Here is a 19961-nt window from a genome sequence, read left to right as displayed (position 1 = left end):
CCTCCCATTCCCTTTTTAATATCCTACCATGTCATTTATTTTTCTTAATTTTTTGTAAAATTTAAACTTCCGACAAGAGTTGACATATTTTTTCGTTTTGAAGGACAAGCACGGCTGCTCTTTTTTCTGCATACCTATGAAATAGCCTAATGTATCTGAAAGGGGTATGAATCATGTATTCAGCCGGAGCAAATTCATTTAAAAACCGCAGAAGGAAAAAAGAAGAGAGAATTAGCTATTACTATCCATACGAAGGATATCCGCCATTTGAAAACCCGACATATTTACCTCAGGTTCAACATAATTATCAACAAATGCAGCAAAATCCAGGATACTTTCAGCAAGGTCAAATGCCGCCTTATATGAATGGCTATCAAGCTCAAGGATTTCCAGCGCAGCAGCCGCAAACTATCCCGCACGCCATGTATGCCAATCCTTATCCGAAGCCTATGCCAAATCCTAAAAACCAGGCAGGAGGAATCTCAACTGTCATGTCCCAATTTAAAAAACCGGACGGACAAATGGACTTCAATAAGGTGATGGACACTGCGGGGCAGATGATGGGTGCTGTGAACCAGATGAGTTCCCTCGTAAAAGGTGTTACATCAATGTTTAAGGTATAAAAAGGATTATATGCATGAAGGAAGAATTGAAAAGAGGTGTTCAAATTGGTGATAGGCGCACTTTCAAACGTGTTTGATCAAATCAGCGTTCATCCTCAACTAGTTATTGTTGTACCAGCTTTGATGATTTTAGGAAGTGCCTTAAAAAGGACTCCTAAAGTTCAAGATTGGATGATTATCTGGATTTTGCTGGGCGCGGGCATCATCGCAAGCATTTTTACACTTGGTTTTTCCGTAAGCAGCATTGCAAATGGATTTATTGCAGCAGGTGCAGCGATTACAACTCATCAGGCATATAAACAATCACTGGTCGAAAGAAATAATGATGAACAAAACAAAAACGCGTGAAAGTCAGCACGCGTTTTTTTTGTTATGGTTCTTTGTGATCTGATGCATATTTAAGAGCCAGAACCCGTTTTGCATCCTGATAAGACAGGCCTGACTGGGCATTCAGCTGTTTCACTTTTTCAATATCAGTATTGCTGTATTGCTTTGTATTTGAAAAACCAGTCCCATTCTTCATTTTAAACACCTCTACAGCAGTTCTTCATAAACTTCATTTAGCTGATCAACACGCACATAATCCTGTTCACCCATTGCGTGCTTGATTTCATGAGGCAGCATCTTATTTAAAAACGATTGTTCTTTTTCAGATAAATCTCGGGCAAAATGTTTTTCGTCATCATAGACTTTTTGAGACAGCTTTTGATATAAATGTCTGCTTACTTCATGATCTTCCAGATAATTAGACAGGACCTCGCGCAAATAGCTTAATGATTTATCCATCTTCAGCGGTCCTCAAAATACTTTTTGACTTTTTCTTTATCGCTGCCGGAAAAATAAGGATTCTCTTCAGCAGAGGTTGAAGAGTCCAGATTTGTCTTAATCACAAGCTTTGGGGAATCTGAGGGTTCTGCGCTTATTCTTTTCATATGTTCATTTTGCATGAATTGCACCTCCTGCCTATAGTTTCTTATAGGTGAGGCATAATTATAGTGTTAATTTTTGGACGGGGGAAAAGATTCTCCAATAGGTATTGAAATCAGCAGACAGCTGTTTTTATAAGTTGTATATAATTGATTTTTATCCGGGGCAAAAGGCAATAATACTGTTTTAGAGATGTGCTCGCATTTCTTTGAAACGCTCGAACCTCCTGTGTGCTGGATGTTGATTTCTTCCTGATGGGTGATGGTGATGGTCAAATAGCATTCATGCAGTTCAATGCGGATTTGTTCCCTGCTTATTCCCGGAAGCTCTGCTTTAACAAAATAATGTCCGTTTTCTTCGTACTGAGAAATTTTCAGATAGGATGTGTTCGTTTTTTTCTGAAACAATTTTTCAAATTCATTTAAATGCTGTTTAAAAGAGCTATCGCCAAAAAATTGTTCTGCGAGCTCATAAAAAGGATTTTGTTTTTTCTTAGTCATTTTTGGGCTCTCCCCGTTCTTTTAGGCTAAATTATGCAAGAAGCCGTGAATTGGTTGCTTGATTCAAGCTTTTTGTGATTAAATAGTGATGATTAAGATGGGGACGGGCTTAAGGAAGCGTTTAAATTCAGGGGTACCGGGTATTTCTAATAATAGAAACGAAAGCAGAAAAGGAGAATGAACATGCTGAAAAAATTATTTGGAAAAAAGACTGAAAAGCAAACAGAAGAAACGGTTTACGCACCTCTAACAGGAAGATTACTTAATCTTGAAGATGTTCCGGATCCGGTCTTTTCTCAAAAAATGATGGGTGACGGAATGGCTATTGAACCTTCTGAAGGTATCCTTGTATCTCCGGTTGAAGGAGAAATCATACAGCTTTTCCACACTAAACATGCGATTGGAATTAAAAGCCAGACAGGCATGGAAATTTTGCTTCATATCGGACTTGAAACGGTTGCAATGAACGGGGAAGGCTTTGAAGCTTTTGTGAAAGAGGGCGATAAAGTAAAACCTGGAGACAAATTAATTACGTTTGATCTGAATTTAATTAAAGAAAAAGCAGCCAGCACCATAACACCAATCATCATCACAAACGGCGACATTATCGAGAATGTGCAAAAATCTCCATTAGGCGAGGTTAAAGGCGGCTCTGATAAAGTTTTTGAAATAAAAGTTAAATAACGAAATGTATAAAGCGGGCAGCTGCCTGCTTTTTTTATTGGCAGAGTAACAGAATGGCTTTCATTAGTTCACCAATGTAAAGAAATCATAAAAAAAGTCATGGAATTAATTCTTAAATCAGGTCTCCAAACCTCAGACATCTCCTATTTCTCATGTAAACCTCATCAAAATTTCCAATAATTAATTATGGGTTGTTCCACTTAAAAACGAACATTTATTCTGTTAAAATGAATAGAGAGGTGAAGCGAATGAGAAGAAAGCAGTCACTGGCTGAAATCATTGAATTTCTAAAAAAGGATGAGCAGTTTAAGCATCAGGTTGTACATGCTCATACAATTGAACCAAAAGAAGCAAAAACGGCTGAAATGCCTGCTTCAGTGGACCCAAAATTAAAATCAGCCCTTGCAGCAAGAGGCATACATAATTTATATACTCATCAGGCTGCGGCCTATGAGCTTGCACATATGAAAAAAAGCTTTGTAGCTGTTACACCGACAGCATCAGGGAAAACGCTGTGCTACAATTTGCCGGTGCTGCAGCAAATTCTAAATGATGAATCAAGCAGAGCTCTCTATTTGTTTCCAACGAAAGCACTAGCGCAGGATCAGAAAAGCGAATTGAACGAACTGATCACAGAGCTTGGAGTCAATATTAATTCATATACGTATGACGGTGACACGGCGCCAAACATCCGAAATGTCATTCGCAAAGCGGGGCATATCGTCATGACAAATCCGGATATGCTTCACTCTGCCATTTTGCCGCACCATACGAAATGGGTCTCTCTTTTCGAGAACTTAAAATATATTGTCATCGATGAGCTTCATATTTACAGGGGGATATTTGGCAGCCACGTTGCTAATGTCATAAGAAGATTGAAGCGTATTTGCCGTTTTTATGGAAGTAATCCGGTGTTTATCTGTACATCTGCAACTATCGCAAATCCGCAGGAACTCGCAGAGAATTTGCTGGAAGAGGAGATGTCTCTTGTTAATAACAACGGTGCACCATCAGGGAGAAAGCATTTTTTATTTTACAATCCTCCTATCGTGAACAAACCGCTGAATATCCGAAAAAGCGCTACACTTGAGGTAAGAAAAATTGCAAGCGAACTATTAAAAAACAAGATTCAGACGATTGTTTTTGCAAGAAGCAGAGTGCGTGTCGAGATTATCTTAACGTATTTGCAGGAGCTAATTAAAGGGGAGCTTGGCAATCAGACGATACGCGGATATCGCGGAGGATATTTGCCTAAGCAGAGGCGAGAGATTGAAAAAGGGCTTAGAAACGGCGACATTCTTGGAGTTGTCAGTACAAATGCCCTTGAACTTGGAGTAGACATCGGCCAGCTTCAGGTGTGCATAATGACGGGATATCCCGGGACCATTGCAAGTGCGTGGCAGCAGGCTGGAAGAGCCGGAAGAAGAAGCGGAGAGGCGCTTATTGTCATGGTTGCAGGATCGACGCCGATTGACCAGTATATTATTCAGCATCCCGATTACTTTTTTAAGCAAAATCCCGAGACAGCCATAATAAATCCAGATAATCTCATTGTTTTAGTAGACCATGTGAAATGTGCGGCGTTTGAACTGCCCTTCAAAAAAGGTGAAAATTTTGGAAATGCTGAGCTTGAGGATATCCTTGAATTTTTGACGGAAGAAAAGGTGCTTTATTTCAACCGTGAGCGTTATCATTGGATGAACGATTCGTTTCCAGCCCATAACATCAGCCTGAGATCAGCTTCCCAGGAAAACGTCATTATCGTTGATCAGACAAATATCGCTCACGTTAAAGTTATTGGGGAAATGGACCGATTCAGCGCAATGACTCTGCTGCATGATGAAGCCATCTACCTGCATCAGGGGATTCAATATCAGGTTGAGAAGCTAGACTGGGAAGAAAAAAAGGCATTTGTGAGAGAAGTGGATGTTGATTATTTTACGGACGCAAATCTTGCTGTCCAGTTAAAAGTGCTGGAGGAAGATAAATCAAAAAGCACTGAAACGCATCAGCTTGGATTTGGAGATGTAACGGTTCAGGCGATGGCTACGATCTTCAAAAAAATTAAATTCGATACACATGAAAACATCGGTTCAGGACCCATTCATCTGCCGGAAGAAGAGCTGCATACAAATGCGGCATGGATCAGTTTATCGGATGAACTGTCAAAATCGCTTAAAAAAGACAGGCTCGAGGAAGCGCTGCTGGGAATTGCACATGCTCTGAAGCATATCGTCCCGTTGAGTGTGATGTGTGATCCATCCGATATTAGTGTTATTCCGCAAATGAAAGCCACTCATAATGACCTGCCGACTGTATTTCTGTATGACCGTTATCCGGGAGGGGTGGGGCTTTCAAATAAGGTGTTTGAAACAATGGAGTTCGTCCTGCAGGAGGCGATAGGGATGATTGCAGGCTGTCCATGCGAATCCGGATGCCCATCGTGCACAGGAATTGAAGGGTCTGATCATCAAAAAAACGATACCCTTCAATTATTAGTTCAGTTAAAAGGAGCAGAGAATCCTTGTCATTAAAAAGAAAGTTAAATCGATTAAAAACACATATGTCACTTGAAGGCAGTTCAGAAACTGCACAGGCAGCCCATTCGGAGGAAATTCCAAACCTTGAAAAGTGGAAGGCTCTGGATGCCAAGCCCTTTTGGTTCGATGGAGAGTATTGCATGGTCAGGGAACGCACGTATCCGCTTGACTTTAAACATGGTCTCTATCAAATGGGTGAATTTCATAGAGCCGTTTCTCTTTGGAATGAAAGAAACAGCCTGCATCCATTATCATCGAAAGACCATGATTCTTTTGAATTGTTTTTCTTTGATACAGAAACGACGGGACTTGGGGGCGGTGCAGGCAATACAATCTTTCTGCTTGGGCACGCACAGGTTTTCCATGACAAAGTGGTTGTCAAGCAGCATTTTCTCCCCAAACCGGGAAACGAAGTCGCCCTTTATCAAAGCTTTTTAAGCCATGTAAATACAAAAACTCTCGTTACCTATAACGGTAAAGCGTTCGATTGGCCTCAGGTAAAAACAAGGCATACTCTAGTACGCGAACAAGTGCCAAAACTCCCAGCTTTCGGCCACTTTGATTTGTTCCATGCCGCAAGAAGGTTATGGAAATCTAGTTTGGAATCAGTAAAACTCAGCATAGTAGAGAAAGAAATACTGGGTATTGAACGTGAGCATGATGTTCCTGGCTATCTTGCTCCTATGCTTTATTTTACCTTTGTTCAATCTCAGGATCCTGATCATATCGAGGGTGTGATGATTCATAACGAGATTGATATTCTTTCTTTAATTACTTTGTACACACATCTTTCTTACCGAATCTTGTTCCCGGATGTCGAAGCAACGGATACAGAGCAGTATGAAGTGGCAAGATGGCTGCAGTCTGCCGGAGATCAAGAAACAGCGTTCGACACATTCAGATCTGTAGCAGACCGCAGCGAGGCTAAAGAATTCGAGGCGAAATTCGAAATGGCCATGCATTTGAAAAGGAAAAAACAACTGAAGGAAGCCCTGCCATTATTTCATTCTGTTGCTGAGAGCAAGAGTTTGAAACAGAAGGCGAAAGCTGCCGTAGAGCTTGCGAAGTATTATGAACACAAAGAAAAGAACTATGAAAAAGCACTGTCATATGCTGCATCTGCTTACTTAACGATTAAAGCAAAAGATCAAACATTAAAAACCGATTCTGAAAAAGAAAAGCTTGCGCTCTTAAAAAGAATGAAGCGATTAGGAAATAAAAGCCGCTGATTATTCCCCGGGGAAGCGCAAAATCAGCGGTATTTCGCGGAGAATTTGTCGATATTGTGAAATTTTGCAAAGAATAAAATAGGTAATTGTAGAATGGTGTAGATGTGTGTAAAATTAAGGACTGTAAACACTATCTGCCTGGGGTGATCGGAATATGTACAAAGGTATTTTCTACTTGTTTTTCATCGTTTTATTTGCAACAGTTTTTATCTTTTCAAACTTCAAGGACACATTCTACGCTTTCTTGTAAAAATTAGGTTAATGCATCAGTACATGTACACACTTTTCTTCATAGACTATCAATGTAAGACAGATAAGAAATGAAGGAAAGGAGTCAAAACAAATATGATGCCTAATAATAATATGCCAAATATGGTATCACCCAGTATGATGGGACCGAATATGCCTGCAGTGGGCGGAGCTCAAATGGGCCCAAATATGCCTGCACCAAATATGGTATCGCCAGCAATGATGGGACCTATGGGACCTACTAAAATGTGTCCGCCGATTGTCCATCCGACAAAATGCTGTGTTCAGCATACATTTTCTACAACAGTCGTTCCGCACATTCATCCAACCCATACTACTGTAGTAAATCATCAAATGGTCCAGCATAAACATTTTTTCCCTCAAACACAATCTATGGCAAATCAAGTTTCAAACCAACAATTTAACTGCGGCGGCGGTCCAAGACCACCATTTAGTCCTTACGGCCGTTAACCTCAGATAGTAGGAGCTGATGCTAGGGTATCAGCTCCTATCTTCTTTTGAAGGGAGACGATACATAGATGAAAGTAGTAACAGTTTCCGGCTACAAGCCATTTGAGCTGGGCATATTTAAAAAAGATGATCCTTCCATAGGGTATATTAAAAAGGCAATTGAAAAGTCATTGCGTCAGCTGATTGATGATGGCTTAGAATGGGTATTGATAAGCGGACAGCTTGGTATTGAGCTATGGGCCGCAGAGGTTGTCTTTGATTTGCAGTTGGAGTATGATGAATTAAAGCTGGGTGTGCTTACACCTTTTCTGGATCAGGAAGAGAAGTGGAATGACGAGAATAAAGAATACTATGAATTCATTCTGTCTCAAGCTGATTTCGTTGATAGTATTACAAAACGAAAATATGAAAATCCAAACCAGTTTCGCTTAAAAAATGAGTTTTTTGTTTCAAAGAGTCAAGGTTTGCTTCTTGTTTATGATGAAGAAAATCAGGGTTCTCCAAAATTTTTGCTGGAGACGGCCAGAAAAAAGGCGGAAACAAACGAATATTCAATAATGATGATTTCTTTTTCAGATCTGCAAATGATTGTAGAAGAAGAACAGAGTAAATCGGATGGATTTTGGTCAAGTTAGCGAAGAGAAATTGACAATTGCAATTAAAATGTGAAAAAATATGAAAAGATGATTTCAGTGTGACGAGGTGAAAGAGATGCTTTCTGATAAAATTAAATTAACGGCTAAAGAAATTTTAGAAAAAGAATTTAAACAGGGTATGCGCGGTTATAAGCAGGAAGATGTTGATAAATTTTTAGACTTAGTGATTAAAGATTATGAAACGTTTCATCAGGAAATTGAGGAGCTGCAGCAGGAAAACCTTCGTTTGACAAAGCAGCTTGAAGATTCTTTTAATCGCAAACAGGCTCAGCCAGTACAAACAAATACCACGAATTTTGATATTCTGAAACGTTTATCTAACTTAGAGAAACACGTTTTTGGCAGCAAGCTTTACGATTGATTCCATTTATTTACACTTGCAATACTCTCTTAAATTAACTATACTAATATTTGCTCTTAAAAAATAATAACGTTCAGGTAATCGCTGCAGTCTCTAGGGCTGTAGAGGAAAGTCCATGCTCGCACGGTGCTGAGATGCCCGTAGTGTTCGTGCCTAGCGAAGTCATAAGCTAGGGCAGCCAAAGATTTTGGCTGACGGCAGGGAACAAGCCTAAGTCCCATCCGGGATATGGCTCTAATACCTTGAAAGTGCCACAGTGACGTAGTCTTTCGGGAAACTGAAAGAGTGGAACGCGGTAAACCCCTCGAGCGAGAAACCCAAATATAGGTAGGGGCACCTTCTCTTAGGAATTGAACAAGGAGAAGGCCGGAAGCGATTCGCTTCTGTAGATAGATGATTACCACCGGAGTACGAGGTGATACCGGCCGTTTGCAGTACAAAGGGACAAAACATGGCTTACAGAACGTTATTACAGGTTACTATAAATGCGAAACAGGCTCTCTTCACTTAGATGAGAGCTTTTCATTTACATAAAATTTCGGTTAATCAAGCATACAGAAGTTTGAGATAACAGTACGATCATACAGAAAAGAAGGTGATTTCATGGAAAAAGTCACATTAATTGCTACTGCAGCAATGGGCCTCGAAGCTTTGGTTGCAAAAGAAGTGCGTGATCTTGGCTATGAATGCACGACAGAAAACGGCAAGGTTACATTCCAGGCAGAAGCAAAAGACATTCCTCGGGTAAATTTGTGGCTGCGCACTGCAGACCGCGTCAAATTAAAAGTAGGAGAATTCAAAGCCTATTCATTTGATGAGCTTTTTGAGAAAACAAAAGCATTAAACTGGGGAGATATTATTCCTGCACAAGCTGAATTTCCTGTCACTGGGAAATCAGTTAAATCAAAGCTGTTCAGTGTCTCTGACTGTCAGCGGATTGTGAAAAAGGCAATCGTTGAAAAACTGAAAAGCCATCATAAAATTGCGTCTGACTGGTACGAGGAATCCGGCCCGCTTTATAAAGTGGAAATTGCCCTTTTAAAAGATGTTGCCACGCTGACCATTGACACAAGCGGCGCAGGACTCCATAAAAGAGGCTTCAGGCTTGATCAGGGTGGAGCTCCATTAAAAGAAACACTGGCAGCAGCGCTTGTCATGCTGACCAACTGGACACCGGACCGCCCTTTTGCGGATCTATTTTGCGGTTCAGGCACGATTCCTATTGAAGCAGCTTTAATTGGGCAGAACATTGCTCCTGGTTTTAATCGTGAATTTATATCTGAACAATGGAACTGGATTAATAAGCAGCACTGGAACAATGCAAGAGTGGAAGCTGAGGACTTGGCAAATTATGATGTCCCTCTTGACATAGCAGGTCATGATATCGATCACCGCATGATCCGCATAGCTGAAGAAAACGCGGATGAAGCTGGCCTTGGAGGCATTATTCAGTTTAAACAAATGCAAGTCAGCGACTTCACGACCAGAAAAGAGTACGGTGTTATCGTCGGCAATCCGCCATACGGTGAACGTCTCGGCGAAAAAGAAGAAGTGGAACAGATGTATAAGGAATTAGGACGGGCACTGGCTCCTCATGATACATGGTCTGTTTATATGCTGACTTCCCATAAAGGATTTGAGCAATTTTACGGAAGACAGGCTACAAAAAAACGCAAACTGTTTAATGGATTTATCGAAACAGATTATTACCAATTCTGGGGGAAACGCCCTCCGCGTGAAAAGAAACAGGTATAGATTGATCCTCCCTTGAATACACTAGAATCAGTATTGATAAAATTCAGGGGAGTGGTTTTTTTGCACGTAAACGAAGACTTTAACTTAATATCGAAGGCGCTGTCGTCTTCCTATCTGTCGCTCATAGAAAATGGTCAGGACGCAGCAGCTCATGCATCGCTGAGCAATGCTCGCGCTGATTTTCTAAAAGCTGTTGCCCACGCCTCTGCTATTGATCAGAAGGTACTGATTGATACACTTTATGACCGTTAAGAGATAGGCTTTCTCGTGATGAAAGCCTATCTTTTTTAGTGGGAAAAGGCAGCATCGCTATAAAAAACCCAATCTAATTCTACGTTCATTCATAGGCATGAAATCTTGACTATGAGTGCGTTAAGTGAAATAATGTCCTTTCGAGTATAAAAGAATGTGGGGGATCTGATACATGCCGACGTCACGTCTGCCTTTTGCCGTATCAAAGAATGAAACCTTCTATGAAGGATTAAATAACTGGATCGGCGATGTTTTTTATGATATTTTGCCTGAAAAAGGCTTTGAACTTAGAGATGAACAAATATTTATGGCGTTTCAGCTTGAACGTGCGTTCCGAGAAAAAAACGTCATGTTTGCTGAAGCGGGAGTAGGTACGGGTAAAACTCTTGTTTATTTGCTTTATGCAATAAGCTATGCAAGATACACAGGAAAACCAGCCATTATTGCTTGTGCGGATGAAACACTGATTGAACAGCTTGTTAAAAATGAAGGCGATATTGCAAAGCTTCGCAAGCATTTGGACTTGAATATCGATGTTCGTTTAGGGAAGTCACAGGATCAATATCTATGTCTTAAGAAACTGGATCAAACGATTCAGCGTACTGGCGATGATCTTTTTCTGGATTTATTTGAATCCCTGCCGTCGTTTGTGCACGAAAAAGCCGGCATGCAATCTTTCAGCCATTATGGTGACCGGAAAGAATATCCTCATTTATCAGATGAAGAGTGGAACACTGTAAATTATGATTCGTTTCAGGATTGTCTGTCATGCGATCAAAGACATCGCTGCGGCTTAACTCTTTCACGCGATCATTACAGAAAAGCTGCAGATCTGATTGTCTGCTCCCATGATTTTTATATGGAGCATATTTGGACGTTTGATTCCAGAAAGCGCGAAGGCCAGCTGCCGCTTCTTCCAGAGCACAGCTCTGTCGTATTTGACGAAGGCCATCTTTTAGAATATGCAGCGCAAAAAGCCTTAACATACAGAGTGAAAAGCAGCACACTTGCTGTTCTGCTGGAAAGACTTCTTCAAAATGATATCCGGGAAGAATTCGCTCACTTAGTAGAAGATACACTTGTAGTAAATGAAGAGTTTTTCGACAGCCTGCTTGATGCCTCTGAAGAAGTTCCAGGCTCGCACCGTTCAAAAATTATGATGAATAATACTTTAAAAAAGCAGGGCATTCAGCTGCACAGGCTTCTTGCTGAAATCGGGGAAGCACTCGTTTTTGAAAGCGAAATGTATACCATTGATTCTTATGAGCTTAAAATTGTCGAAGAATACTTGGATTCTATGGAGTTCTCCATTTCTCTCTTTAATAAGCAAAGCGGCGCCATTCATTGGATAGAAAGCGGAGAGCAGGATTTTTCGCTGATTATTATGCCGCGGACTGTTGAAGAAGTGCTGAGAGAAAAAGTATTTTCACAGAAAAAACCATATGTTTTCTCTTCTGCCACTCTGTCTAACAATAAATCATTTGATTTCATTGCGGGGAGTCTTGGAGTTAAAGATTACTTGTCTCTCACTGTGGAGTCGCCATTTGATTATGAAGAAAATATGAAAATAAAACTTCATGATCTATCAGCTTCACAAGATTTAAATAAAATGAAGTGTATTCAGACTCTGGAAAAAGTTAAAAAGACCGGCGGCCGGGCACTCATCTTGTTCAGTGCCATGAACGAACTCGAAGTCTTTAAACAATATACAAGTGAACAGAACACTGAATACTCATTCCTATTTGAAGGAGATCAGGAAATCAGCCAGCTTGTATCTGAATTCCAAAATGACGAAACGTCTATTTTATGTGCTGTGCATTTATGGGAAGGTCTTGATATTCCAGGTGCATCTCTGTCTAATGTAATCATTTGGTCACTCCCGTTTCCTCCAACAGATCCTGTTTTTGAATCAAAACGCGGCAGCACGGCAAATCCATTTGCTGATGTAGATATGCCATACATGATTCTAAGATTGAAGCAGGGCATCGGGCGATTGATCAGAACCAGCACTGATCAGGGGGAAATTTCGATTTACCTTTCTAACGAGCGTGATGTAAAAGTAATGGATCAGGTTAAAGCAGTATTGCCGGTTGAGCCTGAAATCGTTTAAAAGCGAAGGGAATCCTTCGCTTTTTTTTATGGAATTTTTAATAATGACAGGTTATACGAAGCATAATGCCGACGGCTGCCCCATATTTGTGCGCGCCTTGTAAATGACGCTTTGAATTTTGGCAGTCATTCTGGAGCGATTATACCATTTCTTCATGCCCTTCATTTTGCAACCTGGCTTAATAACTAATTCGGTTTCTTTCGGGTCTGAACAGTCGGTTCCGCTTTTCTTAAAACAGACTAACCAGTCGATAAAAATGATTGACAAAAACCTTTCCTATCATTTAATCTGAAAATGTTAGAAAATTATTACTATTTATTTACATAAAAAATCAAGGGGTGAGCAGTATGTCCATTCAATCCGTTGAAAAAGAATTTTTAGAGTACCTTCAAAAAATGAAAAGCTATAATGAAGCAATTTCTCTCATGTTCTGGGATCTTAGAACAGGGGCGCCTAAGAAAGCTGTTGAGCAGCGGTCTCAGGCAATTGGTGTCCTGTCTACAGAAGTTTTTCAAATGGCGACGTCTGATCAGATGAGATCATATATTGATCAGGTTTTACAGGCGAAAGATGAAGTTTCAGAAATTGCGTATAAAGCAGCGCTGGAGTGCGAGAAAGAATACAAGCTAAGCAAAGTGATTCCACAGGATGAATTTAAGGAATACGTCATTCTTAAATCAAAAGCAGAATCCGTATGGGAGGAAGCAAAAGATAAATCAGACTTCAGCTTGTTTGCACCATATTTAAAGAAACTTGTTGAAACAAACAAAAAGTTTCTTGAGTACTGGGGATATAAAGAAAACAAATATGATACTTTTTTGGATCAATATGAGCCTGGTGTAACGGTGGAAGTGCTTGACCGTGTATTTGGTGAGCTCAGGGAACGCATTGTTCCGCTCGTAAAGAGTATTACAGAATCTCCTAATCAGCCTGAAACGGGTTTTTTATATGAGCCGATCTCAAAAGAAAAACAGCGTCAAATCTCTGAATTTTTCTTAAAAGAGCTTGGCTATGATTTTGAAGCAGGCCGTTTGGATGAAACGGTGCATCCATTTGCAATCAGCTTAAACCGCGGGGACGTAAGGGTCACAACGAAGTATGCAGAGAAGGATTTCCGCACAGCGTTATTTGGCACCATTCATGAGTGCGGGCACGCCTTATATGAGCAGAATATTTCTGAAGAGCTTGAAGGTACGCTGCTGTGTGACGGAACTTCAATGGGAATTCATGAATCACAGTCACTCTTCTATGAAAAATTCATAGGGAAAAATCCAGGCTTCTGGAATCGCTACTATGATTCTTTGAAACAGCATGCCGGAGGTCAATTTGATGATGTCTCTTTAGAGGATTTTTATAGAGGCGTAAACGAATCTAAGCCTTCACTTATTCGAATTGAAGCAGATGAGTTGACATATCCGCTTCATATCATGATCCGTTATGAAATTGAAAAAGGTTTATTTAACGACGAGATTGAAGTTGAAGATCTTCCGCGTATTTGGAATGAGAAATATGAGGAATACTTAGGGGTAACACCATCAAATGACGGAGAAGGCGTTCTTCAGGATGTGCACTGGTCTGGCGGGATGTTCGGCTATTTCCCTTCATATGCATTGGGATATATGTATGCAGCGCAGTTTAAAAATGCAATGCTGAAAGACCTTCCAAATTTTGATGAGCTTGTTGAAAATGGAGAATTCGGCACGATTAAAAACTGGCTTACTGAAAACATCCATCAATATGGAAAAATGAAACAGCCGCTTGAAATCCTTCATGATGTCACAGGTGAAGGCCTGAATGCCAAATATTTGATTGAGCATCTTGAAACGAAATATGCAAAGCTTTACCAATTAGAGGCTGCAAAATAAAATAGAAAGACCGCACAGTATAGAGGTGCGGTCTTTCTATTTAAGGAGAGAATGGACTGAATCAACAAAAAGTGATGCCGTTTCTTATGTTTTCAGAAAAACTGAAGAGGCGATGAATGATTATGTATCTATTTTTGAAGGAAAGATAAACAGCATCCATCATCATGAAAACGGATCTGTCCTGCAAGCATTGTATACTTTAAAAGGGCAGGAAATCATGTGTATCGACAGCATCGTCCAGCATGTTTTTTTTTACACCGGCAATTTCCTTTTTGTTGCTTGTTACGCCTTTGAAAAACTATTAAAAGGATGCAGCGTATTAATGCCGCTTGCAGCCTCTTCAGTCAGTGAGAAGTAAGATTAATATGGTGTTTCCTGGAAGATGAGTTACACAAAATCATAAATAGATCATAACCAAATCATATCTAACTTGTTTGAAAATACGAATAATTAAAAACTTTTTCGGTGCTATTATTCGTATTTTCTCCGGAAAAGTACTTCACATACTATAAAATCCTTGTTATAATGCAACTAATCAAATAAACGAGCACTCATATAATCGCAGGGATATGGCCTGCAAGTTTCTACCGGATGACCGTAAATCATCTGACTATGAGTGAGCAGTGTTGTTTCTATTCGAAAAAGGTCCTTATAGGGAACTTCTTTTCTTTTTTCCGGATATAGCGGCATTGCCTCACTCTATGTGAGGCAATGCCGTTTTTTGTTTTAAGGAACATTAAATTAGCGCATTGATGTCTAGCTCCATCGCCAAGTTCCTCGGCCAGAACAAATCCGTCAAAAAGTCAAACCCGGACTTTTCTGCCGGATTTGTTCTGTCTGCCGGAGCTAAAGGGCGCTTGCACTTTTCTTATTATTTGGAGGGATTTTAAACATGAAGCAACTACAGGATAAAATTAAAAAAGAGGGGAAAGTTCTTTCAAACCAAGTATTGAAAGTGGATTCCTTTTTGAACCATCAGATTGATGCATTCCTCATGAAAGAAGTTGGGAAAGAATTTGCCTATCGATTCAAAAACGATGGTATTACAAAAATCGTGACAATTGAATCTTCAGGAATTGCTCCATCTGTTATGGCTGCACTTGAGCTGAACGTTCCTGTTGTGTTTGCCCGCAAAAGAAAGTCACTGACGCTTACAGATCAGCTTTTAACTGCTGCTGTTTACTCTTTTACAAAACAAGAAGAAAATACCATTGCTGTCTCAGGCGAGCATCTGACTTCCGAAGACCGTGTTTTAGTCATTGATGATTTCCTTGCAAATGGACAAGCTGCACTTGGTCTTGCTGAAATAGTAGAACAAGCAGGTGCTTCACTTGCAGGAATCGGAATTGTGATTGAGAAATCCTTTCAAGAAGGCGGAAAAATTCTTCGCGAGAAAGGATTCCGCGTCGAATCACTTGCACGAATAAAATCACTCGAAAATCATGAAGTACAATTTCTTGAAGAAACGGAGGAGGCTGCGGTATGATTAACGGCAAATTCAAGGTTTTTTCATTAGGGATTCAGCATGTTCTGGCGATGTATGCAGGTGCGATCATCGTTCCGCTTATCGTTGGGGGAGCACTGGGACTTACTGCAGAACAGCTTACCTACCTTGTATCGATTGATATTTTCATGTGCGGACTGGCTACTCTTCTTCAAGTATGGAAGAATAAATTCTTTGGAATTGGTTTGCCGGTCGTACTCGGGTGTACGTTTACAGCTGTTGGACCAATGATTGCGATTGGAACGGAGTACGGCATATCTTCTATCTACGGAGCGATTCTTGCTTCTGGACTTTTTGTCATATTAATTTCAACTGTCTTTGGCAAGCTCGCGAAATTTTTTCCGCCTGTTGTAACAGGATCGGTTGTAACGATTATTGGGATCACTCTAATTCCTGTTGCCATGAATAATATGGCGGGAGGGCAGGGATCGCCTGATTTTGGTTCTATTTCAAATATAGGACTTGCATTTGGTGTATTGCTTTTCATCATTCTCCTGTACCGTTTTTTCACAGGATTTACTCGCTCAATTTCCATATTGATCGGTCTTCTTGCGGGAACAGCAGCTGCAGCCTTTATGGGAAAAGTCGATATTCAGCCAGTGTATGAAGCAAGCTGGTTTCAAGTTGGAAAACCGTTTTACTTTGGAACGCCTACGTTTGAAATTGCACCGATATTAACCATGATTTTAGTTGCAATTGTCAGTATGGTTGAATCAACAGGTGTCTATTATGCTTTAGGGGATCTCACAAAGCAGAAAATTACGAAAGAGGATCTTGCTAAAGGATATCGCGCAGAAGGTGTTGCTTATTTATTGGGAGGCATATTTAACGCCTTTCCATACACAGCTTACTCTCAAAATGTCGGATTAATTTCACTTTCAGGTGTTAAATCCAAAAATGTCATTTACACGGCAGCAGGTATGTTGATGATTCTGGGTCTGGTTCCAAAGATTGCGGCATTTACGACAATCATTCCGGAAGCCGTGCTTGGCGGGGCAATGGTTGCCATGTTTGGAATGGTCATTGCCTATGGAATCAAGATGCTCAGTCAAGTGGAATTTGCTTCACAGGAAAATCTGCTGATTATTGCCTGCTCCGTTGGAATGGGTCTTGGCGTAACAGCTGTGCCTGATATGTTTGCTAATCTTCCTGAATCGGTTAAAATTTTAACGAATAATGGGATTGTTGCTGGAAGTTTAACAGCCATTCTATTAAATATTCTTTTCAACATCGTGCGAAAAGAAAAGAAAAGCGGAATCGTTGCATTAAATGGAAAACATGCTTCCTAATAGTTTGGCCCCCTCGCAATAAAATGCGAGGTTTTTTTATTTATATACCGAGCTGTATTCTTGGTATTATTAACCCAGTCATGTTACCATTCCCCTATCAACTTACAGGAGATGCGGAGAAATGACCTATTCGGTTTTCTTAAATCAAACTGAGATCAATCCCTATTTTTTAAAAGAAGAGGCTGCCAAAAACGGCGCACAGAAAGTAACAATGGACTTTAAAGTTCACTCTGAAAACTATCATGCCATTACGACCCTGCTATATAATCAGACATTTGATGTGGATATTCCTGATCGAAATCTTTCTTTTAAAGGAACCATCACTAATTACACGGCCTCGCTGACAAATTTATATGAAAAAGATGCAACAGGTGACTTTCATCTCGAATTGATGGAGATATCATGAAAAAAGCCCTAAAAATGAATTTTAGGGCTTTCATAATCTATTAATACATACTAAGTGCTTTTTTAGTCGCAGGGCCGACAATTCCATCAACAACAAGCTTTTTGCTCTTTTGGAATGATCTGACCGCTTTATCAGTATTGTTTCCAAAAATTCCATCAATGCCCTTTGTATTAAAGCCCTTTGATGTCAATAGCTGCTGAAGCTGCTTTACTTCGCTGCCCCGGCTGCCTTTTTTTAGATTTTGGCCGGAAGATGCAGCTGGTTTAGAAGGGACTCCTTTGCTTCCGCTGACTTTGTAGCCATTTGAAAGCGCAATTGAATCGAATGTTTTGCCTGAAGTGGTGATAATTACAGGTGTGTTCATTTTCACCTGGCTGTAAAGCCACTCAACTTCGCTGTCATACATACGGATGCATCCATCACTGATGTATTGTCCGATTGAATTTGGATTGTTATTGCCGTGAATAGCATAAGTAGTGCCCCAAGTTCCTCTGGCATTGATTCCAAGCCAGCGGTTACCCAGCGGATTGCGGGGATCGCCTCCTGGAATGCCTTTTTTGTAATAAGGTCTGTTGACAATTTTGCTGACAATTTTAAACTTTCCTTCCGGGGTGTAGGAAGGCTGCCTGCCTGTAGCTACTCTGAATACGCTTTTTAATTTGCTGTTTTGATAGTAGGCTAGCTGATTTTTTGATTTGTTGATGATGATAAAATCATTTCCAGCTGCATAGCTTTTGCTGATTCCCGCGCCAAAAAACATAATCAGCGCCAAGGTGAAAATAACGAGTATTTTTTTCATGTGCATCCCCTTTGATGTAATAATAAAAAACAATTACTACATCATATGAGAATACTCCCTGTATATATCCAAATATTGAAAATTAATCTCAGGAGGTCAATTCAATGAAAAAGTGGGCTTTTGTATCAGATTTTGACGGCACCATCTCCAAGAAAGATTTTTATAATCATGTCATAGAAAATTACTTTCCAGAGGGTGATGATCTATATAAAAAATGGAAGGCTGGGCAGATGCTCGACATTGATTTTTTAAGCCATGTTTTCACCTCAATCCATGAAGAGGAAGAGCAGCTTATAAAATCGATCCTGACGATGCCTATGGATGAGCATATTGGACAATTTATCCAACTTGTTCAAAAAAATGGGGGAGATTTTTTCATTTTAAGTGCAGGTACAGATTACTACATACGGCATATTCTTGATGATATTGGTGCTCTGGATGTAGAAATTTTTTCGAATGAGGGATATTACCACGGCAGGAATATCCATTTGAAAATTGACAAAGAAGACTGGAAATATTCAGAGCGATACGGCATTGATAAATCGAAAGTAATTTTAAAGCTGAAGGAAAAATATGAAACCGTTTATTTCTTTGGAGACAGCGAACCTGACTCTCACCCTGCTGCATATGCGGATACAACCTTCGCCAAGGATTCCCTTTGCGGGCTGTTAGAAGAAAAGGGAATCAAATATGTTGGTGTAAACAATTTTAAAGAAGTTGAAGCATATTTGCGCCAATCTGGCAGACTTATGCTTTGAAAAAATGAGAATCAAGATGTATAATGTGTTACTTCTTAGGTCTCTGAGATATACTAAACCGAAGGAGCTGAACATCATGATTACTCAAGAGATTAAAACAGTATTTACAGCAAAGAACGGTGAACAGGTGACTTTGCGTCCGATAAGAGAAGAAGATGCGGAAGATATTATCCAAGCCGTAAAAAGCATTATTGATTCCGGGACGTACATACAAAAAGAACGACCGAGGTCTATTCAGGAAGAAGTGGACTTTATTTCCGAAATGAGAGAAAACAACAACCTTTACTTAGGTGTTGAACTAAAAGGTAAAATTGTCGGCATTGCTAGAGTCATCCGCGGTGAATTGGAGATGAAAAAGCATACAGGACTTTTCCGGACGTGGCTTTCAGATTCTGCTCAAGGACTTGGCATTGGCAAAGAACTGATGAGTGCTACGCTTGAGTGGTGCAAAACAAACAATCTCCATAAACTGTGCTTAACTGTTTTTGCATCTAATGAAATTGCACTGAAGCTGTATCAAAAATATGGTTTTGTTAGTGAAGGAATTCAGCGTGATCAGGTAATTCTAAATGGAAAGTTTGATGATGAAATTCATATGGCCTATTTTTTTACAGCATAGGAAAGTATAAAAGTTTGCGTATTTATATGTAGTCCCCACTCCTCGGTCAGAACACGGACTTTTCAGGTAAACTCTTATCTGTCTGCCCGAGTCTGCCCAGCCGGTTCCGCTTTTCTTGTTGTCCAGCTCCACCTCCTAGCCCCTCGGCCAGAACAAATTCCCTCAGGAAAGTCAAACCCGGACTTTTCGGGTGAATTCTTATCTGTCTGTCGGGGCTGCCCAGTCGGTTCCGCTTTTCTTGTTAACATACATTAATTCCCATTCAATCTTTTCTTTTCAAACAGGATTTTAAGGTTATAATAAAAGAGCACAACAACAACTCCTTTAAAACGTTGCTTTTCCCATTTAACGGGAAGAGCTTTTT

The 19961-nt window shown here is 40.1% G+C and carries 23 protein-coding genes, 1 other RNA gene and 1 riboswitch; of the genes, 19 read left to right on the top strand and 5 right to left on the bottom strand.

Translation table 11 applies throughout. The annotated features are described in order from the left end of the window. Positions 1–173 precede the first annotated feature (173 nt). Complete coding sequence (locus K8L98_RS16240) at positions 174–623, top strand: YppG family protein (protein WP_223436195.1); 450 nt, start codon at positions 174–176, stop codon at positions 621–623. Positions 624–671: 48 nt separating this feature from the next. Beyond that, positions 672–971, top strand: a complete 300-nt coding sequence (locus K8L98_RS16235) for a phage holin family protein (protein WP_223443520.1) — start codon at positions 672–674, stop codon at positions 969–971. Between the two features lie 22 nt (positions 972–993). On the opposite strand, the gene K8L98_RS16230 is transcribed toward K8L98_RS16235, so the two are convergent. From K8L98_RS16230 to K8L98_RS16215, 4 genes are read right to left on the bottom strand one after another with little or no spacing between them, the layout of a single operon-like run. Continuing rightward, complete coding sequence (locus K8L98_RS16230; protein WP_223436194.1) at positions 994–1146, bottom strand: hypothetical protein; 153 nt, start codon at positions 1144–1146, stop codon at positions 994–996. Between the two features lie 11 nt (positions 1147–1157). Beyond that, positions 1158–1409: a sigma-G-dependent sporulation-specific acid-soluble spore protein CsgA gene (locus tag K8L98_RS16225; protein WP_223436190.1), complete on the bottom strand. Its 252-nt coding sequence runs from the start codon at positions 1407–1409 to the stop codon at positions 1158–1160. Positions 1410–1411: 2 nt separating this feature from the next. After that, on the bottom strand, positions 1412–1570 hold the full coding sequence (locus K8L98_RS16220) for a hypothetical protein (RefSeq protein ID WP_223436189.1): 159 nt from the start codon (positions 1568–1570) through the stop codon (positions 1412–1414). 51 nt (positions 1571–1621) lie between these two features. After that, entirely contained in the window at positions 1622–2050 is a 429-nt protein-coding gene (locus tag K8L98_RS16215) for an Hsp20/alpha crystallin family protein (RefSeq protein WP_223436186.1), read from the bottom strand. A gap of 183 nt (positions 2051–2233) precedes the next feature. Between K8L98_RS16215 and K8L98_RS16210 the strand changes: the two genes are divergently transcribed. From K8L98_RS16210 to K8L98_RS16135, 15 genes are all read left to right on the top strand, one after another. Then, positions 2234–2734 (top strand): PTS sugar transporter subunit IIA, encoded by a 501-nt coding sequence (locus K8L98_RS16210; RefSeq protein ID WP_223436185.1) that lies wholly within the window; start codon positions 2234–2236, stop codon positions 2732–2734. Positions 2735–2982: 248 nt separating this feature from the next. After that, complete coding sequence (locus K8L98_RS16205; protein ID WP_223436183.1) at positions 2983–5268, top strand: DEAD/DEAH box helicase; 2286 nt, start codon at positions 2983–2985, stop codon at positions 5266–5268. After that, positions 5259–6503 (top strand): ribonuclease H-like domain-containing protein, encoded by a 1245-nt coding sequence (locus K8L98_RS16200; protein ID WP_223436181.1) that lies wholly within the window; start codon positions 5259–5261, stop codon positions 6501–6503. Before K8L98_RS16205 ends, K8L98_RS16200 begins: the two co-directional genes overlap by 10 nt. Positions 6504–6848: 345 nt before the next feature. Then, positions 6849–7223: a spore coat protein gene (locus K8L98_RS26595; RefSeq protein ID WP_275976713.1), complete on the top strand. Its 375-nt coding sequence runs from the start codon at positions 6849–6851 to the stop codon at positions 7221–7223. A gap of 68 nt (positions 7224–7291) precedes the next feature. Then, positions 7292–7858 (top strand): SLOG family protein, encoded by a 567-nt coding sequence (locus K8L98_RS16185; protein WP_223436178.1) that lies wholly within the window; start codon positions 7292–7294, stop codon positions 7856–7858. 76 nt (positions 7859–7934) lie between these two features. Continuing rightward, a complete protein-coding gene (gene gpsB, locus K8L98_RS16180) occupies positions 7935–8240 on the top strand; it encodes a cell division regulator GpsB (RefSeq protein ID WP_070876299.1) in 306 nt (101 codons plus the stop codon). 69 nt (positions 8241–8309) lie between these two features. Beyond that, an RNA gene (rnpB, locus tag K8L98_RS16175) (RNase P RNA component class B) lies at positions 8310–8704 on the top strand. Positions 8705–8843: 139 nt separating this feature from the next. Next, on the top strand, positions 8844–9995 hold the full coding sequence (locus K8L98_RS16170) for a THUMP domain-containing class I SAM-dependent RNA methyltransferase (protein WP_223436177.1): 1152 nt from the start codon (positions 8844–8846) through the stop codon (positions 9993–9995). A 60-nt stretch (positions 9996–10055) separates the two neighbouring features. After that, positions 10056–10247 (top strand): hypothetical protein, encoded by a 192-nt coding sequence (locus tag K8L98_RS16165; RefSeq protein WP_223436175.1) that lies wholly within the window; start codon positions 10056–10058, stop codon positions 10245–10247. A gap of 172 nt (positions 10248–10419) precedes the next feature. Beyond that, positions 10420–12357 carry an ATP-dependent DNA helicase gene (locus K8L98_RS16160; RefSeq protein ID WP_223436173.1) on the top strand — a complete coding sequence of 646 codons (1938 nt, stop codon included), beginning with the start codon at positions 10420–10422 and terminating at the stop codon, positions 12355–12357. Positions 12358–12704: 347 nt separating this feature from the next. Then, on the top strand, positions 12705–14222 hold the full coding sequence (locus K8L98_RS16155) for a carboxypeptidase M32 (protein ID WP_223436170.1): 1518 nt from the start codon (positions 12705–12707) through the stop codon (positions 14220–14222). Between the two features lie 112 nt (positions 14223–14334). Then, positions 14335–14580, top strand: coding sequence for a VOC family protein (locus tag K8L98_RS16150; protein ID WP_240549797.1), 246 nt, complete (start codon positions 14335–14337; stop codon positions 14578–14580). Positions 14581–14753: 173 nt separating this feature from the next. Next, positions 14754–14855: riboswitch (purine riboswitch) on the top strand. Positions 14856–15114: 259 nt separating this feature from the next. Continuing rightward, positions 15115–15708 (top strand): xanthine phosphoribosyltransferase, encoded by a 594-nt coding sequence (locus tag K8L98_RS16145; RefSeq protein WP_223436166.1) that lies wholly within the window; start codon positions 15115–15117, stop codon positions 15706–15708. Then, positions 15705–17015 (top strand): nucleobase:cation symporter-2 family protein, encoded by a 1311-nt coding sequence (locus tag K8L98_RS16140; protein WP_223436164.1) that lies wholly within the window; start codon positions 15705–15707, stop codon positions 17013–17015. Before K8L98_RS16145 ends, K8L98_RS16140 begins: the two co-directional genes overlap by 4 nt. A gap of 121 nt (positions 17016–17136) precedes the next feature. Further along, a complete protein-coding gene (locus K8L98_RS16135) occupies positions 17137–17421 on the top strand; it encodes a DUF3219 family protein (protein ID WP_223436162.1) in 285 nt (94 codons plus the stop codon). Positions 17422–17461: 40 nt separating this feature from the next. On the opposite strand, the gene K8L98_RS16130 is transcribed toward K8L98_RS16135, so the two are convergent. Continuing rightward, positions 17462–18220, bottom strand: coding sequence for a L,D-transpeptidase family protein (locus K8L98_RS16130; protein WP_223436160.1), 759 nt, complete (start codon positions 18218–18220; stop codon positions 17462–17464). Between the two features lie 104 nt (positions 18221–18324). Between K8L98_RS16130 and K8L98_RS16125 the strand changes: the two genes are divergently transcribed. Together K8L98_RS16125 and K8L98_RS16120 are read left to right on the top strand one after the other, a co-directional pair. After that, the gene (locus tag K8L98_RS16125; protein ID WP_223436158.1) at positions 18325–18978 is read left to right on the top strand and encodes an MtnX-like HAD-IB family phosphatase; all 654 of its coding nucleotides are present in this window, start codon (positions 18325–18327) and stop codon (positions 18976–18978) included. Positions 18979–19054: 76 nt separating this feature from the next. Next, on the top strand, positions 19055–19597 hold the full coding sequence (locus K8L98_RS16120; protein WP_223436156.1) for a GNAT family N-acetyltransferase: 543 nt from the start codon (positions 19055–19057) through the stop codon (positions 19595–19597). Positions 19598–19961: the final 364 nt, after the last annotated feature.

The sequence above is a fragment of the Metabacillus dongyingensis genome (assembly GCF_019933155.2).
In the GTDB taxonomy this organism is placed as follows: domain Bacteria; phylum Bacillota; class Bacilli; order Bacillales; family Bacillaceae; genus Bacillus_P; species Bacillus_P dongyingensis.
Note: the sequence above shows the minus strand (reverse complement) of the source record. Positions and strands in the feature narration are given on the sequence as shown.

Excerpts from the sequence above, each read along its gene's own strand:
- K8L98_RS16240 (WP_223436195.1), top strand. The coding sequence starts at position 174 with ATGTATTCAGCCGGAGCAAATTCATTTAAAAACCGCAGAAGGAAAAAA.
- K8L98_RS16230 (WP_223436194.1), bottom strand. The coding sequence starts at position 1,146 with ATGAAGAATGGGACTGGTTTTTCAAATACAAAGCAATACAGCAATACT.
- K8L98_RS16225 (WP_223436190.1), bottom strand. The coding sequence starts at position 1,409 with ATGGATAAATCATTAAGCTATTTGCGCGAGGTCCTGTCTAATTATCTG.
- K8L98_RS16220 (WP_223436189.1), bottom strand. The coding sequence starts at position 1,570 with ATGCAAAATGAACATATGAAAAGAATAAGCGCAGAACCCTCAGATTCC.
- K8L98_RS16215 (WP_223436186.1), bottom strand. The coding sequence starts at position 2,050 with ATGACTAAGAAAAAACAAAATCCTTTTTATGAGCTCGCAGAACAATTT.
- K8L98_RS16210 (WP_223436185.1), top strand. The coding sequence starts at position 2,234 with ATGCTGAAAAAATTATTTGGAAAAAAGACTGAAAAGCAAACAGAAGAA.
- K8L98_RS16205 (WP_223436183.1), top strand. The coding sequence starts at position 2,983 with ATGAGAAGAAAGCAGTCACTGGCTGAAATCATTGAATTTCTAAAAAAG.
- K8L98_RS26595 (WP_275976713.1), top strand. The coding sequence starts at position 6,849 with ATGATGCCTAATAATAATATGCCAAATATGGTATCACCCAGTATGATG.
- K8L98_RS16185 (WP_223436178.1), top strand. The coding sequence starts at position 7,292 with ATGAAAGTAGTAACAGTTTCCGGCTACAAGCCATTTGAGCTGGGCATA.
- gpsB (WP_070876299.1), top strand. The coding sequence starts at position 7,935 with ATGCTTTCTGATAAAATTAAATTAACGGCTAAAGAAATTTTAGAAAAA.
- K8L98_RS16170 (WP_223436177.1), top strand. The coding sequence starts at position 8,844 with ATGGAAAAAGTCACATTAATTGCTACTGCAGCAATGGGCCTCGAAGCT.
- K8L98_RS16160 (WP_223436173.1), top strand. The coding sequence starts at position 10,420 with ATGCCGACGTCACGTCTGCCTTTTGCCGTATCAAAGAATGAAACCTTC.
- K8L98_RS16155 (WP_223436170.1), top strand. The coding sequence starts at position 12,705 with ATGTCCATTCAATCCGTTGAAAAAGAATTTTTAGAGTACCTTCAAAAA.
- K8L98_RS16150 (WP_240549797.1), top strand. The coding sequence starts at position 14,335 with ATGAATGATTATGTATCTATTTTTGAAGGAAAGATAAACAGCATCCAT.
- K8L98_RS16145 (WP_223436166.1), top strand. The coding sequence starts at position 15,115 with ATGAAGCAACTACAGGATAAAATTAAAAAAGAGGGGAAAGTTCTTTCA.
- K8L98_RS16140 (WP_223436164.1), top strand. The coding sequence starts at position 15,705 with ATGATTAACGGCAAATTCAAGGTTTTTTCATTAGGGATTCAGCATGTT.
- K8L98_RS16135 (WP_223436162.1), top strand. The coding sequence starts at position 17,137 with ATGACCTATTCGGTTTTCTTAAATCAAACTGAGATCAATCCCTATTTT.
- K8L98_RS16130 (WP_223436160.1), bottom strand. The coding sequence starts at position 18,220 with ATGAAAAAAATACTCGTTATTTTCACCTTGGCGCTGATTATGTTTTTT.
- K8L98_RS16125 (WP_223436158.1), top strand. The coding sequence starts at position 18,325 with ATGAAAAAGTGGGCTTTTGTATCAGATTTTGACGGCACCATCTCCAAG.
- K8L98_RS16120 (WP_223436156.1), top strand. The coding sequence starts at position 19,055 with ATGATTACTCAAGAGATTAAAACAGTATTTACAGCAAAGAACGGTGAA.